The organism is Arthrobacter sp. UYCo732 (assembly GCF_040547265.1).
Lineage (GTDB): Bacteria > Actinomycetota > Actinomycetes > Actinomycetales > Micrococcaceae > Arthrobacter.
Genome location: NZ_JBEPPJ010000001.1, coordinates 84,037 through 97,950, shown reverse-complemented (window position 1 = coordinate 97,950; position 13,914 = coordinate 84,037). Strand labels below are relative to the sequence as shown.

Genomic DNA, 13,914 nt, shown 5'->3' with positions numbered 1-13,914 from the left:
TTTCCTCCCCACCCCCGAGTTTTTGTCCAGATAACGGGCTTTAAACGGCGTTTAAAGCACGTTATCTGGACAAAAACTCGTTAGAAGCCGGCTATGGTTCCCGGTCCGTTGACGGCGACCACATGGAATGCTTCGGCGCTTCGGCCATCCGCCAGTCTGCCACGACGCGCGTTCGCCAGCATTCCGTTCCGCACGGCCGCCTCCATGGCCGCGAGGTCGGGATGCTGGCTGACGTGAACATGGATCGCGTCGAGTTTGGCTGCCACGTGGTCCGTGACGTCCACGAAATGGTTCTCCCGCTCCTCCGGCCCGGCATAGAGCCACAGCCAAGGCAGCTTGTAGGCGGCCAGCCCGGCCTCTGCCAGTTCGGGGTAGGCGAAGGGATTTTCAACCGCGGGATAGACGGCCCGTGTCACGGCCTCCCCCACGGCGAGGTGGTCCGGGTGGCTTTTCTGGAGCCGGCTCCAGTTCCGCTCCGGATGCATGGCAAGCACGACGTCGGGACGGACTTTCCGGATCAGCTTCACCACACCTTTCATCACCTCGTGCGTCGGTTCCAGGTAGCCGTCGCGCTCGTGAAGGTAGTGGATGTCGGTGACGCCCACCAGCTCGGCGGCCCGTCGCTGTTCGGCTGCCCGGAGGGCGATGATCTCCGCACGGTCGGCGGGGTCGAAGCCCCCTGCATCGCCGTCGGTCATGATGCAGTAACTGACTTGGACGCCGGAGGCTGTCCAGGCGGCGATGGTCCCCGCGGCACCGAAGTCGATGTCGTCCGGGTGGGCGGCGAAACAGAGCACCCGCCCAATCCGGTGCGTGTCCGGGTTGAACGGGCTCTGTGCTGCGGCAGCGGGGTCAGCCAAGGTCAGCCTTTGCGCTTCTTGATTTCTTCCGCGGCCTGCGGGAGGACGTCGCGGAGGTCCCCGATGATGCCGAAGTCTGCGATCTCAAAGACCGGTGATTCGGCGTCCTTGTTCACGGCGACGATGACCTTGGCGGTCTGCATGCCGGCTTTCTGCTGGATGGCGCCGGAGATGCCCGCGGAGATATAGAGCTGCGGGGAAACGGTTTTGCCGGTCTGGCCCACTTGGGCGTCGTGGCTGATCCAGCCGGCGTCGGTGGCCGCGCGGGAGGCGCCCACTGCGGCACCCAGGGCGTCCGCAAGCTGTTCCACGGGGCCGAAGTCGCCATCCACACCGCGTCCGCCGGCCACCACGATGCGGGCATCGGCGAGGTCCGGGCGGCCGCTGGCCACCTTCTGTTCGCGGGAGGTGATGCGCGCCGCCGCTGCGGTGCCGTCTGCTGGAACCTCGATGGTGGAGGTCTCCGGCGCTGTGGCTGCGGATGCGGGCTCAGGGGTGACGCTGTTGGCCTTCAGCGTCAGCACCGAAACGGGCGTGGTGGCTTTGGCAGCTGTGGTGTAGGACCCCGCTAGGACCGACTTGTGTGCAGTACCGTCGGCGTCGACCGCCACAACATCGGTGATGACGCCGGCGTTGAGCCGGATGCCGAGCCGCGCGGCGATTTCCCTGCCTTCCGGCGAGTTATCCAGGAGCACGGTGCCGGCACCCGCAGCGCTGGCGGCGGCCGCGAGGTAGGCCGCCTTGGCTGCGACGAGGTAGTCGTCCAGGTCCGCGGCGGAGGGCTGGAATACTGCGCTGACGCCATATTCGGCGAGCGTGGCCGATACACCCGCGAGCAGCTCGCCGTTGACGGCAACAGCGGTTTCGCCGAGGGAGCGGCCAACGGTCAGGAGTTCCAGGCTGCCTTTCTTGAGGGCTTCGCCGGGGTGGTCAATGAAAACAAGTACGTTTGCCATGTCTGTGATCCCTCTTAGAGCAGCTTCTGGGCGGCCAGGAAGTCGACGAGCTTGATGCCGGCGTCGCCTTCGTCGGTGATGATGGTGCCCGCGGTCCGCGGCGGGCGTTCCTCGGCAGTGGTCACCGTGGTCCAGGATCCGGCGTGGCCCACCTGCGCGGGATCCACGCCGATGTCTGAGAGCGACAGGGTGGTAATGCTCTTGCGCTTGGCCGCGATGATGCCCTTGAAGTTGGGGTAGCGCGGCTCGTTGATCTGGTCCGTCACGGACACGACGGCTGGCAGGGACGCTTCGACGGTCTCCGAGTAGGTGTCGGCGTCGCGGCGGGCGGTGAGCCGGCCGCCGTCGACCGTCAGCGAGGACGCGAAGGTGACCTGCGGGAGACCGAGACGCTCGGCCAGCTGTGCCGGCACGAGGGATGTTTCGCCGTCGGTTGAGGCCATTCCGGTGAGGACAAGGTCAACCGGGCCGCCGGCACCGAGGTGGCGGATGGCGGCCGCGAGGGCAAGCGACGTGGCGGCCGCGTCTGAGCCGGCCAATGCGCTGTCCGTGAGGTGCACGCCTTCTGTGGCGCCCATCTGGAGCGACTTCTTGACTGCGTTCACGGCACCGGACGGCCCCATGCTCAGGGCGATGACCTGGTTGCCGGCCTTGGCGCCGCCGCGGGCCTCGGCCAACTGCAGGGCCGCCTCCAGCGCATACTCGTCAAGCTCCGAAAGGATGCTCTCGTCGCGGTCTGTGGTGTGGCCCTCTCCGTTGAGGTGGCGGTCGAACTGGGCGTCCGGTACATGCTTGACCAGGACGATTATTTTCAATGTCTCTTCCACTGTATTGACAGCAGCCTTCCATGCTTGTGGACAGCCAGCCGGGTGGGGTCATGGCCTCGGAACGCCCGGGGTACGGGTAGCTCTAGCTAACCATATAGCCGTGTTCCGTTGCCGTCCCGTTAACGCCTGTGTCACGGCCTGCCCGCAGGTTATGACCACCGGGACAACGCCCGACGGCGGCGATCACCGTGGTGAGCGCCGCCGTCGTGATGAGCTTTCTGCCGAACTTCCTACTGATCCGCTGCCGTGCCGAGCGTGACGTCGAACGTCTGCTCCGGGCCGTTCCGCAGGACGGTGATCTTGACGGTGGAACCGCCGGCCTGCTCGCGGACCGCCGCTGTCAGCTGGTTGGGCTCGCTGATGGCCAGGTCGTTGAACTTAGTCACCACATCGCCCACTTTGATGCCTGCCTTGGCCGCTGCTGAATTCGCTTCAACCGTGGCCACATCCGCTCCGACGGAGAATCCGGACGAAGAGCCGCTCGAAGTCTTGTCTTTGACACTGACGCCCAACTGGCCATGGGACGCTTTGCCGGTGTTGATGATCTCCTGGGCAACACGCTTTGCCTGGTTGATCGGGATGCTGAAGCCTACGCCGATGTTGCCGCTGGAGGAGGTGGAATTGGACCCGGCGGAGGCGATGGCCACGTTGACGCCGGTGATTTCACCCTTCGAGTTCACCAGGGCACCGCCGGAGTTGCCGGGGTTGATGGCGGCATCAGTCTGGATCACGTTGATGGAGATGGATCCCTGGTTGGCGGTGCTGTGCCCCTGCCCGCCGCCTGGCGGCGCGAACTGGAAGCCCTGGTCGCCGCCCTGGGAAGTGTCGCCCTCTTTCGGTGCTGCCGAGGAGGCGACGCTGATGGTCCGGTTCAGGGTTGAGACAATGCCGTCCGTGACCGTACCGGTGAGGCCAAGCGGGGAGCCGATGGCGATAGCGGTGTCGCCCACATTGAGCTTGCCGGAATCTCCGAGGGTTGCCGGGGTGAGGCCGGCGGTGTCGTCCACCTTGATGACTGCGAGGTCAGACAGCGGGTCGGTGCCCACGAGCGTGGCCTTCAGCACTTTGCCGGTGCTGGTGCGGACCTCCAGGGTTGCGTTGGCGCTCTGGCCATCGAGGGTCACCACGTGGGTGTTGGTCAGGATGTGGCCCTGGCCGTCCAGGACAATGCCTGACCCGGTGCCGCCCGAACTGCCGCTCGTGGCACTGATGGTCACCACGCTCGGCGACGCCTTGAGCGCTGCAGCCGTAATGGCGTTGACGTCGTCCTTGTTGTTAACGATCACTGTTCCCGGCTGGCTGCTGCTAACGGCCGCCGGTGAGCCGTTGTCAAAAAGATTTCCGGAACCGACCGTCCCCACCGCGCCGCCCACGAGGCCAGCGGCGAGGATGCTGGCCACCAGGGTTCCGACGCCGAACGAGGCTTTCCGGCGCGGCGCGTCAGCGGGGTTGGGGACGGAGTTGTACTGGGCAGAGTTGTAGGGTCCGGTGTAGCCGCCCGGGAGCGCTGAATGCGCTCCGTGCTGGGCATACTGGTTGCCCGCGTTCGTCTGGCCGTAGGAATTCTGGCCTTGCGTCTGTTGGTTCTGAGCCTGCCGGCTCTGCGTCTGCTGGCCGTAGCCCGGCTCGCGGGGAGGATAAACCGGACGGGGCGCACCTGACAGTTGCTGAGTGGGGTTTTCAGGCGCCCCGGAGCGGTCCAGCCGCTCCGTGGGATTGGACTGGGCGCCAGCGCTGCTGCGGGTCTCAGCAGGGGTCACGGCCGGATTCCGGTTCTCGTCCGGTTCCCGGTTGCCAGGCGCTGCACCCGGGGTTGGGTTCTCAGTCATTGGACTTCCTTTCATCCTCGTCTGCATTAACTATGGACCGTCTGACTGGAACTGGGGCGTACGTTTGCTGTGAGGTTCCTGAGAGCGCGGTTTGGTCCGGTACCGGCCCTGTTGAGGGGGTTTCGCTGGTGGCATATTTGACCGCGCTGGACGCCCCGATAGGTGCACCATAGAATCAAAAGGAATTGCCACAGCGACCTGCGGCTTTACACCACGCGTGGGGGCGTTGCTGAATTCTGAGACGCTCATTCGTCCCGAATCGGTGTCAGGCGTGCTGAAGGGTTGCACATGCGGTCAAAGTTCAAACATATTCTCGCCGTGATCGGCCTGACCGGGCTGCTCGCGGTTCCCGCCGGTACGGCCTGGGCTGAGGACCCGGTGGCCATCCCGTCCGGCACCAACATCGTGGATAAGGCAGACATCCTGGGCAGCCGCCAAGGCGAGGTCAAAGATGCCATCCAAACGCTTCTGAAGGACCACAAGTACAACCTCTACGTGGTAACTGTGGACTCGTTCACGAATCCCGCCGACCCCGCGGCCTGGGCCCAGCAAGTGGCAGCGAACAAAGGCATGGGCCGGGCCGACGCGATCCTGGCCATTGCGGAAGAGGGTAAATTCAGCTTTGTTCTGAACTCGGCAAGCACGATCAAGTCAAAGCAGTCCAACATCAGCCAGAATGCTGTCACAGCGAACCTGGCTGGCGGCAAGAAAGACTTCGCACAAGCAGCAATCGACACCGCCAAAGCGATCGGCGACGCGGCAGGTGGCGGCAGCGGCAGCGTTCCGTCGGGTGACAGCGCCGGGGCAGGCGTCCTGGTAGGGACGGGCATTGCCGTTGCGGGCGGAGCCGGCGCTTACCTCTACTTCCGCACCAGGCGCAAGAAGGCAGCGCTGGCATCGAGTGCCAGCTACGGTCCACAAGGTGCTGAGCTCGATCCGCTGGCTGCCCTCAGCATCGAGGAACTCCGGCGCAAGAGTGGCTCCCTCATTATCGAAGCCGACGACGCCATTAAGTCCAGCGAACAGGAACTCGGATTCGCGGAGGCACAGTACGGCGACGCCGCGGTAGGCAACTTCACCAAGGCGCTGGCCGAGGCAAAAGCCCACATGACCGAATCCTTCAAGCTCCAGCAGCAGCTGGACGACCATATCCCGGACACCGAAGAACAGCAGCGCAGCTGGCTTGGCGAAATCATCCGCCGGTCCGAAGCAGCACTCGGGTCGCTTCAGGAGCAGAAAGCAGACTTCGATTCCCTGCGCGAACTGGAGAAAAACGCCCCGCAGGCCCTGGCCGCTGTCAGCGCCGGAGCACGCGAGGCCGATGCGAAAATCGCCACCGCCGAAGAGTCGCTGACCGCGCTGCGGGCCAAGTACGCCGACAGCGCCCTGGTACAGGTCGCTGACAACATCACGCAGGCCAAGGAGCGCTTGGCCTTTGTCCAGAACGCCACCGCCACTGCCCAGGAAAAGCTCACAGGGGGTGAAGGAAGCCTTGCAGCTGTGGCAGTGCGCGCGTCGGAAGAGGGCCTGCACCAGACCAACGTCCTGCTCGACGCCATCGCCAGGGTGTCCGCCAGCCTGGACGAGGCCCGCACAGGCCTCGAGGCTGCCGTCGTCGAAACCGCCCAGGACCTCGCCCAGGCGAAGGCCATGATTCAATCCGGCGAACACCCCGAGCTCGCCGGTCCGGTGGCGGGAGTTGAAGCTGCCCTCGGCCAGGTCAAGGCCGAAATTCAAGGCGGGAAGATCGATCCCATCGCCACCCTCCAGCGCGTTGAGACGGCGCACCAGGCTCTGGACCAGTCCCTGACCGGCATCCGGAACCAGCAGGACCAGGCACGTCGCGCCCAAGCATCACTGCAGCAGACCATCATGTCCGCACAGGCACAGATCAGTGCCACCTCGGACTACATCACCGCCCGCCGTGGCGGCGTCGGCACCGAAGCCCGTACACGGCTCGCAGAGTCCCAGCGCAATCTTGACTACGCGCTGTCCATCTCGCGCAACGATCCTGTCACTGCCCTGACCTACGCCCAGCAGGCACACGCCCTCGCCGCACAGGCAGCACAGCTTGCCCAGGCCGACGTCGATAACTTTGGTGGCTACGCCAACCAGGGCTTCGGCGGCGGGGGTATGTTCGGGGGACGGGGCGGCCGTGGTGGCGGCCTCGGCGGCGCCATCCTTGGCGGCATCCTCATCAACTCCATCCTCAACGGTGGCGGCGGCGGGGGCTGGGGTGGCGGACACAGCGACGGCGGCGGCTGGGGCGGCGGGGATTCCGGTGGCGGCTTCGGCGGAGGAGACTTCGGCGGCGGGGACTCTGGAAGTTTCTGATCCGACGAGCTCGGGCGCCGGCGGGAATGAACCTGCTGGCGGATACCAAGCGGTACAACAACTGTTCACTGATTTTCAGTGGCCACCACTGAGCAGGACGAAAGGTAACACCATGGTTAAGCAGTCCATTTTCGGTCGAATCGCACAGCTTGCAAAGGCAAACATCAACACGTTGCTGGACAACGCTGAGGATCCGCAGAAGATGCTGGACCAGATGGTCCGGGACTACACGAACAACATCGCGGAAGCTGAATCTGCTGTGGCCCAGACCATCGGCAATCTGCGTATGCTCCAGGATGACTACCGCGAGGACGTCAAGAATGCCCAGGACTGGGGCAACAAGGCACTCGCCGCATCGCGTAAAGCCGATGAATACCGCGGCGCCGGGGATGTGGTTGATGCCGAGAAGTTCGACAACCTCGCCAAGGTAGCCCTGCAGCGCCAGATGTCTGCGGAGAGCGAAGCCAAGGGTGCTGAGCCGAGCATCGCCTCACAGACCGAGGTGGTGGACAAGCTCAAGAGCGGCCTGGACCAGATGAAGGGCAAACTCAACGAGCTGACCAGCAAGCGCAACGAACTGGTGGCCCGCTCCAAGACCGCCGCAGCACAGGCCCAGGTCCACGACGCCATCAAGAGCATTGACTTCATGGATCCCACCAGCGAGGTTGGCCGCTTCGAAGAGAAGATCCGCCGTGAAGAGGCCAAGGTCCGCGGCCAGCAGGAACTCGCCGCGTCGAGCCTGGACGCCCAGTTCAACCAGCTCGAGGATCTTGGCGAGCAGGTGGAAATCGAGGCACGCCTGGCCGCCCTGAAGTCAGGCGGCACGAAGCCCGCCCTCGGCGCCTCCGGCGCGTCCGCCCGGTCCGGGTCAACGGTGGATGAGGCCGACTTCGACAAACTGTAGCCGCTGGTGTCCGCCGTTTGGGCGGGCCCCGGCCGAGGCCGGAGTTCATGGTGAACTCCGGCCTTTGCCGTGACAGGACAAGCCAGGCGCGGCTGCCGCGCGAAATTTACTGCGGGGACGGCAGGGACAGACGCGCCGTCCGGGTGTGTAGCGTGGAGTCCATGGCCTCCCCCGCTGCAACGTCCATCGTCTGGCTCCGTGATGACCTCCGCCTGGACGATAATCCTGCGCTCTCCCGCGCCGTCGAGCTCGGCCTGCCGCTCACAGTGGTCTACATCCTTGACGAGGAATCGCCCGGGATCCGCCCCCTCGGCGGTGCCGCCCGGTGGTGGCTGCACCACTCGCTGACGTCCCTCGCCGCAGGTCTGGCGGGAACGGGCTCCGCCCTTACGCTCCGGCGCGGACCGGCCACCCGGGTAATCCGCGAACTGGTGGAGGAAATGGGTGCCCGGCACCTGCTCTGGAACCGCCGCTATGGGGGTCCCGAGCGTGCCCTGGATGCGGAGACCAAGGCGTGGTCGGCAGAGAACGGAATCGAAGCCGAAAGCTTCCAGGCCAACCTCCTCTTCGAGCCATGGACCATCACTACCGGCAGCGGTGGCCCCTACAAGGTGTTCACGCCCTTCTGGCGGGCCTGCACGGCCTCAGGCGAACCCCGCACGCCCCTGGAGGCGCCGGCGCGGCTCCGCTTCCCCGGCACCGGCTCCATGACGGCCAGCAGCGACACCCTGGCGGATTGGCACCTGCTGCCCGTGTCCCCCGACTGGAGCGGCGGCCTGGCGCGGACCTGGGAACCCGGTGAGGCAGGGGCGCACCACCGGCTGGATGACTTCCTGGCCGGACCGGCCGAGGAATACGGTACCGGGCGGGACGTGCCCGGGGTTGAAGGGACCAGCAGGCTCTCCCCCCACCTCCGATTCGGCGAGATCAGTCCGTTCCGGGTCTGGCACGAGATCCGCCTCCGTTTCCCCCGCGGGGCGACGCCCGACGTCGGGATCTTCCGTTCCGAGCTCGGCTGGCGGGAGTTCTGCTGGCAGCTTCTCTATGCAAATCCGCAACTGGCCACCCGCAACTACCGTCAAGAGTTCGACCGCTTCGAATGGCAGGAACCCACCCCCGCCGAACTCGAAGCGTGGCAACAGGGCCGGACTGGATATCCGCTGGTGGACGCGGGAATGCGGCAGCTGTGGCAGACAGGCTGGATGCATAACCGGGTCAGAATGGCCGCCGCATCGTTCCTGGTCAAAAACCTCCTCGCCGACTGGCGGCTGGGCGAAGCCTGGTTTTGGGACACCCTGGTGGACGCCGACGCCGCCAGCAACCCTGCGAACTGGCAGTGGGTGGCAGGCTCCGGCGCCGATGCGTCCCCTTACTTCCGGATCTTCAACCCGGTGACGCAGAGCAAAAAATTCGATGCCGAGGGCCGGTACCTGCGCGAGTTCATTCCGGAGCTGGCCCCGCTGGACCGTAAGGCCATCCATGAACCGTGGACGCAGCCGGATTTCGAGGGCTATCCTTCACCGGTGGTGGGACTCCATGAGTCAAGGCAACGTGCGCTGGCCACTTACCAGAAGCTCAAGGAGCAGCAGCAAGGCTGAAATTCCGCCAAGCGGCGGAGCCGGCTGTCAGCGGCTGACTTTGCCCGTCAGGGAGGCGATAGGTCGGAGGAAAATCGGGCGCGCCAGGACCCATGCTGCCACCATAACGGCAACCGACACGACGAACACCCAGAACCCAAACCAGCCGGCGTCGTCGTCGCTGCCGCCGTACATGTGGTTCAGGTTCCGCAAGGCGCCAGTGGCGAGAACAAAGAACACGTGCACCACGATGAAAGCGACGAAATAGATCATGACCGGGAAGTGGATGGCGCGTGCCAGCTCCATGGGGTAGGCCCTGTTTAGGGCCACTGCCTTCTTGGGCCAGGCGGAAGAAGTCCGGATTCCGGAGATGAAGGCCAGCGGCGCGGCAATGAAGACCGTAGCGAAGTACGTCAGCAGCTGCAGCGCGTTGTAGTTGACCCAGCCGTTGTCGGTGGGCCAGTTGAGCGAGGCGTACTGCAGGGCCGCCGAGAGCGCGTTGGGGATAACATCCCAGCTGGTGGGCACAATCCGCATCCACTGACCGGTGGCGAACAGCAGGGCAACAAACACCAGGCCGTTCAGTATCCAGAGCGCGTCCAGCGTCAGGTGCAGCCAAAGCTCCAGGGTGATCTTGGTCGGTGGGTTCTTGGTCTTGATCAGGCCTTTGTTGTTGCGGGTCCAGTGCCCGCTGGGGCGTGTGGTGGTCCGCACCTGCCAGCCGGTCCTGATGATGAGCAGCAGGAAGAACCCATTCAGGAAGTGCTGCCAGCCCAGCCAGGCCGGGAAGCCCAAGGGCGCACCTTCGGGAAGTTCCGAATGGCCCGGATAATCAGCCAGGAACGAGGCCACCGCCGGAAGGCCGGTCAGCCATTTGGCCAGCAGCACCACCAACACCAATGCCACAAGAACGGCCGGAACACCCCAGTAGAGGCTGGACCGCTTGCCCGTGGCGGAGCCGGGCTTCTTCGTGGGTGTGGACATCGAACAACATTCCTCTCGAGAATGACTGACCAGTACTCAAAGGTGAGGCTATGCGAACGAGAATACAAGGAACCAGCAGTAATCGGGCAAAAGAAGACCCCGGCCGGCGTAATGCCGGTCGGGGCCTTTCACATGGTTGCGGGGACAGGATTTGAACCTGTGACCTCTGGGTTATGAGCCCAGCGAGCTACCGAACTGCTCCACCCCGCGTCGCTTGATCAACACTACCCTAGTTTCACGGAGACAATTACCAATCGCGCCTGACCGCCATCTCACACCCACCCATCCAGAGTTTTTGTCCACTTAATGCCCCGCACGGCGGCAACACCACCCATTAACTGGACAAAAACTCTGGATGCAGGGGTTGGCGGTTTAAACCAGAAAGTCCGGATCCTGTTTCCAGAATCCGGACTTTCCGCCAGTTGCGGGGACAGGATTTGAACCTGTGACCTCTGGGTTATGAGCCCAGCGAGCTACCGAACTGCTCCACCCCGCGTCGCAAGATCAACTCTACCGTCCGGTGCACGGGAGGCCAAATCCTGGTGGCGTGATGTGTGTCTCGCTGGTCCGCCGTCAGTTGGCAGCTGAAGGCGAGGGTGTGGCTGACGGTGTAGCTTCCGGCGAAGGCTTGGCTTCAGGGGCGGGCGCCGGGATCTTCCCGTCGGCGTCAAGAGCCTTCTGCAGGGCGGCAGCCAGTTTCTTCTGCTCTTCCCCATAGGCGGCAAAGTCGCCGGCGGCCAGGGCCGTCTGGCCCGCCTTGATGGCGGCGTTCGCGGCCTCCAGGGCCGCCTTGAGGTCCGCCTGGGCGCCGGCACTGGCCGGGGGCGTCTCGCCCGGTGTGGCAGGCGTCTGGCCGGTGTTGGCAGAGTCGCCGGCAGCCGCACCGGAGTCACCGCCGAAGAGTTGCTTCAGCGCGCCGTCGAGCGTCGGTGCGAAGCCCACCTTGTCACCGAAGGCAACCAGCACGCGCTGCAGCGTCGGGTACGAGGTCTCGCCGGTGGACTTGAGGTAAACAGGCTGGACGTAGAGGATGCCGCCACCAACGGGCAGTGTCAGCAGGTTGCCGTTAAGCACCTCCGAAGCGCCCTGGCGCAGAAGGTTCAGGGCCTGGGACACAGTGGGGTCCGAGTTGAACTTGTTCTGGGCCTGGCCCGGACCGGGAACCTGGATCTCTGGCGGAATCTGGAGCAGCCTGAGCTTGCCGTAGGTGTCAGCCTTCACGCCCTTCTGATTACCGGCGTCCGAGTCAGCGGCGAGGAAGCCGTAGAGGACGTTCCGGGCAGTACCGTTGACGATCTGTGGAATGTAGGAGGAAGTCAGCTGGAAGGCCGGCCTGTCCTGGTCGGGCATCTGCAGCGACATGTAGAAGGGCGGCTGCTTGACGTCGGTTTTCACAGTGGGATCATTGGGAACGCTCCAGACATCCTTCGCCTGGTAGAAGCTGCCCGGATCAGTGACGTGGTACTTGCCCAGGAGTTCACGCTGGACCTTGAAGAGGTCCTCGGGGTAACGGACGTGGCTCATGACGTCCCCTGACATCTCCGAGTACGGCTTCAGGGACGTGGGGAAAACCTTCTGCCACGCCTTCAGGATGGGGTCCTGGTCGTCCCAGGCGTACAGGGTTACACTGCCGTCGTAGGCGTCGACGGTGGCCTTGACGGAGTTCCTGATGTAATTCACCGAGCTGTTCGGCAGCGCAACCGACCGCCCGGCAGAGGTCTGCGAGTCGGTGGTGGCGGCCGAAAGTTGTTCCTGCTGCGAGTACGGGTAGTACTGGCTGGTGGTGTATCCGTCGACGATCCACTTGACGCGGCCGTCCACAAGCGCCGGGTAGGCATTGCCGTCAACGGTGAGGTACGGCGCGACCTTCTCCACACGGTCCCGCGGACTGCGGTCGTAGAGGATCTGGGATTCCGGGTTGACACCATCGGACAACAGCATGTCCGAGGACTGGAACTTGATGGAGTAAAGAATCTTATTGAAGAAGCTGCCCACATTCGGGCCGCCGTTGCCTGCGAAGGTGTATTGGTTGTCCCCCTCACCCTGCTTGCCGGAGGGCCTGTCCTGCTCACGGGGGGCGGTGCCGTCGGGCGCGCCAACAATGGAGTACTCCGGAGAGTTTTCGCCGAAGTAGATCCTTGGCTGGTACGTTGAATCGTCGCCCAGGACACCGGTGGAAGGAATTCCGGACTGGAGGAACTCCGGCTTACCGTCAACGGTGAACTTGTTTCCCTTGGCCGCGACCACGCCGTAACCGTGGGTATAGACAACGTGCTGGTTCAGCCAGCCCTGCTGGTTCGTCGCGACGTTGACCGGGTTCAGCTCGCGCACGGCGATGACTGTGTCCTGAATCTTGCCGTCCACCTCGTAGCGGTCCACATTCAGGGCCTTCGGGAACTGGTAATACGGCCGGTACTGCTCCAGTTGCGAAAACGCGTCGGAGATCAGGTTGGGGTCCAGCAGCCGGATGTTGGCAGTGGTCTGGGCGTCCGGAGCCAACGCGCCCGTGGTGGCCGTATTAGTGGCGTTGTAGCGGTCCACCTGGATCTGGTCCAGGCCATAAGCGGCACGGGTCATCCTAATGTTCCGGTCAATAAAGTCCCTCTCGAGCGTCTGCTCGGAAGGCCGGACCTGGAATTGCTGGATGACCCACGGGTATACGCCGCCCGCGAGGATCGAGGTGATGATTAGCATGGCCGTACCGATGACCGGCAGGCGCCAGCGGCCGATGATGGCCGCAACGATGAAGAGGATGGCCACCAGGACGGCAGCGACGGCGAGGATCGCCTTGGTGGGGATCACCGCGTTGACGTCAGTGTACAACGCGCCCGCCCAGCGACCGCCGTTGCTCTGCAGCGCAGAATAGCGGTCCAGCCAGAAGTTGACGCCAAGCAGGATCAGGAAACTTGCGCCGGTTACAGCGAGGTGGATCTGCGCGGCCCTGCTGGTGAACACGCCGCGTTCCAGCAGACGGATGCTGCCGTAGAGGTAGTGCGTGAGGATTCCGGCGATGCCGGCCACCACCACCACGCTAATGAGGAAGCCTGTGATGAAGCCCAGGAACGGCAAGGTCATCACGTAGAAGCTGAGGTCCAGGTTGAAGAGAGGGTCTTGCTGGCCGAACGGCTGCTGGTTGAAGAACAGCAGCACCTTCTGCCACTGGCTGGCGGCCGCGCTGCCGGCGAACAGACCGAACAGGATGGGCAGCCCCACCATCACGACGCGGCGGACCGGTTCGAGCTGTGCCTGGTACCGGTTGAGGTTGTCACGCATTTCAGAGTCCGGCGCGTATACGGGCCGGGCACGGTAGGCGATCCGGATGGCAAAAAAGACAGCCAGGAACATCAGCGCGAAACCGGCGAGGAAGATCAGGATCCGGGAGAGGTTTTCGGTAAGGAACACTTCGAAGTAACCGAGCTGCTGGTACCACAGGACGTCAGTCCACACATTGGCGAAGAAGATAAAGCCCACGACTATAAGGGCGACAACTATCAGGGTGGGTGTCAGTGCCCCGCGTCGTGAGGGGGGTCTTCCGGGCGGGATGGGGCTGGTGGGACGGGACAAGCGCAGTACCTCATAGCTGATCGTCAGATTTACATTAGGAGCGTGCGTGCGGCTGACGTCCGGCACCGGTCAAGCGTGT

The 13,914-nt window shown here is 64.2% G+C and carries 9 protein-coding genes and 2 tRNA genes; 3 read left to right on the top strand and 8 right to left on the bottom strand.

Annotation, left to right across the window (positions count from 1 at the left end; genetic code table 11):
• Window positions 1-80: 80 nt before the first annotated feature.
• From ABIB45_RS00440 to ABIB45_RS00425, 4 genes are all read right to left on the bottom strand, one after another.
• Window positions 81-860 carry a PIG-L deacetylase family protein gene (locus tag ABIB45_RS00440; protein WP_354213912.1) on the bottom strand — a complete coding sequence of 260 codons (780 nt, stop codon included), beginning with the start codon at window positions 858-860 and terminating at the stop codon, window positions 81-83.
• A gap of 2 nt (window positions 861-862) precedes the next feature.
• A complete protein-coding gene (locus ABIB45_RS00435) occupies window positions 863-1,816 on the bottom strand; it encodes an electron transfer flavoprotein subunit alpha/FixB family protein (protein WP_354213911.1) in 954 nt (317 codons plus the stop codon).
• Window positions 1,817-1,830: 14 nt separating this feature from the next.
• Entirely contained in the window at window positions 1,831-2,631 is an 801-nt protein-coding gene (locus ABIB45_RS00430; RefSeq protein ID WP_354213910.1) for an electron transfer flavoprotein subunit beta/FixA family protein, read from the bottom strand.
• A 242-nt stretch (window positions 2,632-2,873) separates the two neighbouring features.
• The gene (locus ABIB45_RS00425; protein ID WP_354213909.1) at window positions 2,874-4,472 is read right to left on the bottom strand and encodes a S1C family serine protease; all 1,599 of its coding nucleotides are present in this window, start codon (window positions 4,470-4,472) and stop codon (window positions 2,874-2,876) included.
• A 288-nt stretch (window positions 4,473-4,760) separates the two neighbouring features.
• Here ABIB45_RS00425 and ABIB45_RS00420 point away from each other — a divergent pair, with 288 nt between their 5' ends.
• The 3 genes from ABIB45_RS00420 (at window position 4,761) to ABIB45_RS00410 (ending at window position 9,308) form a co-directional block, all read left to right on the top strand.
• Complete coding sequence (locus ABIB45_RS00420) at window positions 4,761-6,806, top strand: TPM domain-containing protein (protein ID WP_354213908.1); 2,046 nt, start codon at window positions 4,761-4,763, stop codon at window positions 6,804-6,806.
• Between the two features lie 112 nt (window positions 6,807-6,918).
• Window positions 6,919-7,710, top strand: coding sequence for a PspA/IM30 family protein (locus tag ABIB45_RS00415; protein ID WP_354213907.1), 792 nt, complete (start codon window positions 6,919-6,921; stop codon window positions 7,708-7,710).
• Between the two features lie 161 nt (window positions 7,711-7,871).
• Window positions 7,872-9,308: a cryptochrome/photolyase family protein gene (locus ABIB45_RS00410; RefSeq protein WP_354213906.1), complete on the top strand. Its 1,437-nt coding sequence runs from the start codon at window positions 7,872-7,874 to the stop codon at window positions 9,306-9,308.
• A gap of 27 nt (window positions 9,309-9,335) precedes the next feature.
• Here ABIB45_RS00410 and ABIB45_RS00405 read toward each other — a convergent pair whose 3' ends face one another.
• From ABIB45_RS00405 to ABIB45_RS00390, 4 genes are all read right to left on the bottom strand, one after another.
• Complete coding sequence (locus ABIB45_RS00405) at window positions 9,336-10,271, bottom strand: cytochrome b/b6 domain-containing protein (protein WP_354213905.1); 936 nt, start codon at window positions 10,269-10,271, stop codon at window positions 9,336-9,338.
• 133 nt (window positions 10,272-10,404) lie between these two features.
• Window positions 10,405-10,481: transfer RNA gene (locus tag ABIB45_RS00400), tRNA-Met, on the bottom strand.
• A 212-nt stretch (window positions 10,482-10,693) separates the two neighbouring features.
• Window positions 10,694-10,767 (bottom strand) — tRNA-Met (locus tag ABIB45_RS00395).
• Window positions 10,768-10,844: 77 nt separating this feature from the next.
• On the bottom strand, window positions 10,845-13,835 hold the full coding sequence (locus ABIB45_RS00390) for a UPF0182 family membrane protein (RefSeq protein ID WP_354213904.1): 2,991 nt from the start codon (window positions 13,833-13,835) through the stop codon (window positions 10,845-10,847).
• Window positions 13,836-13,914 lie beyond the last annotated feature (79 nt).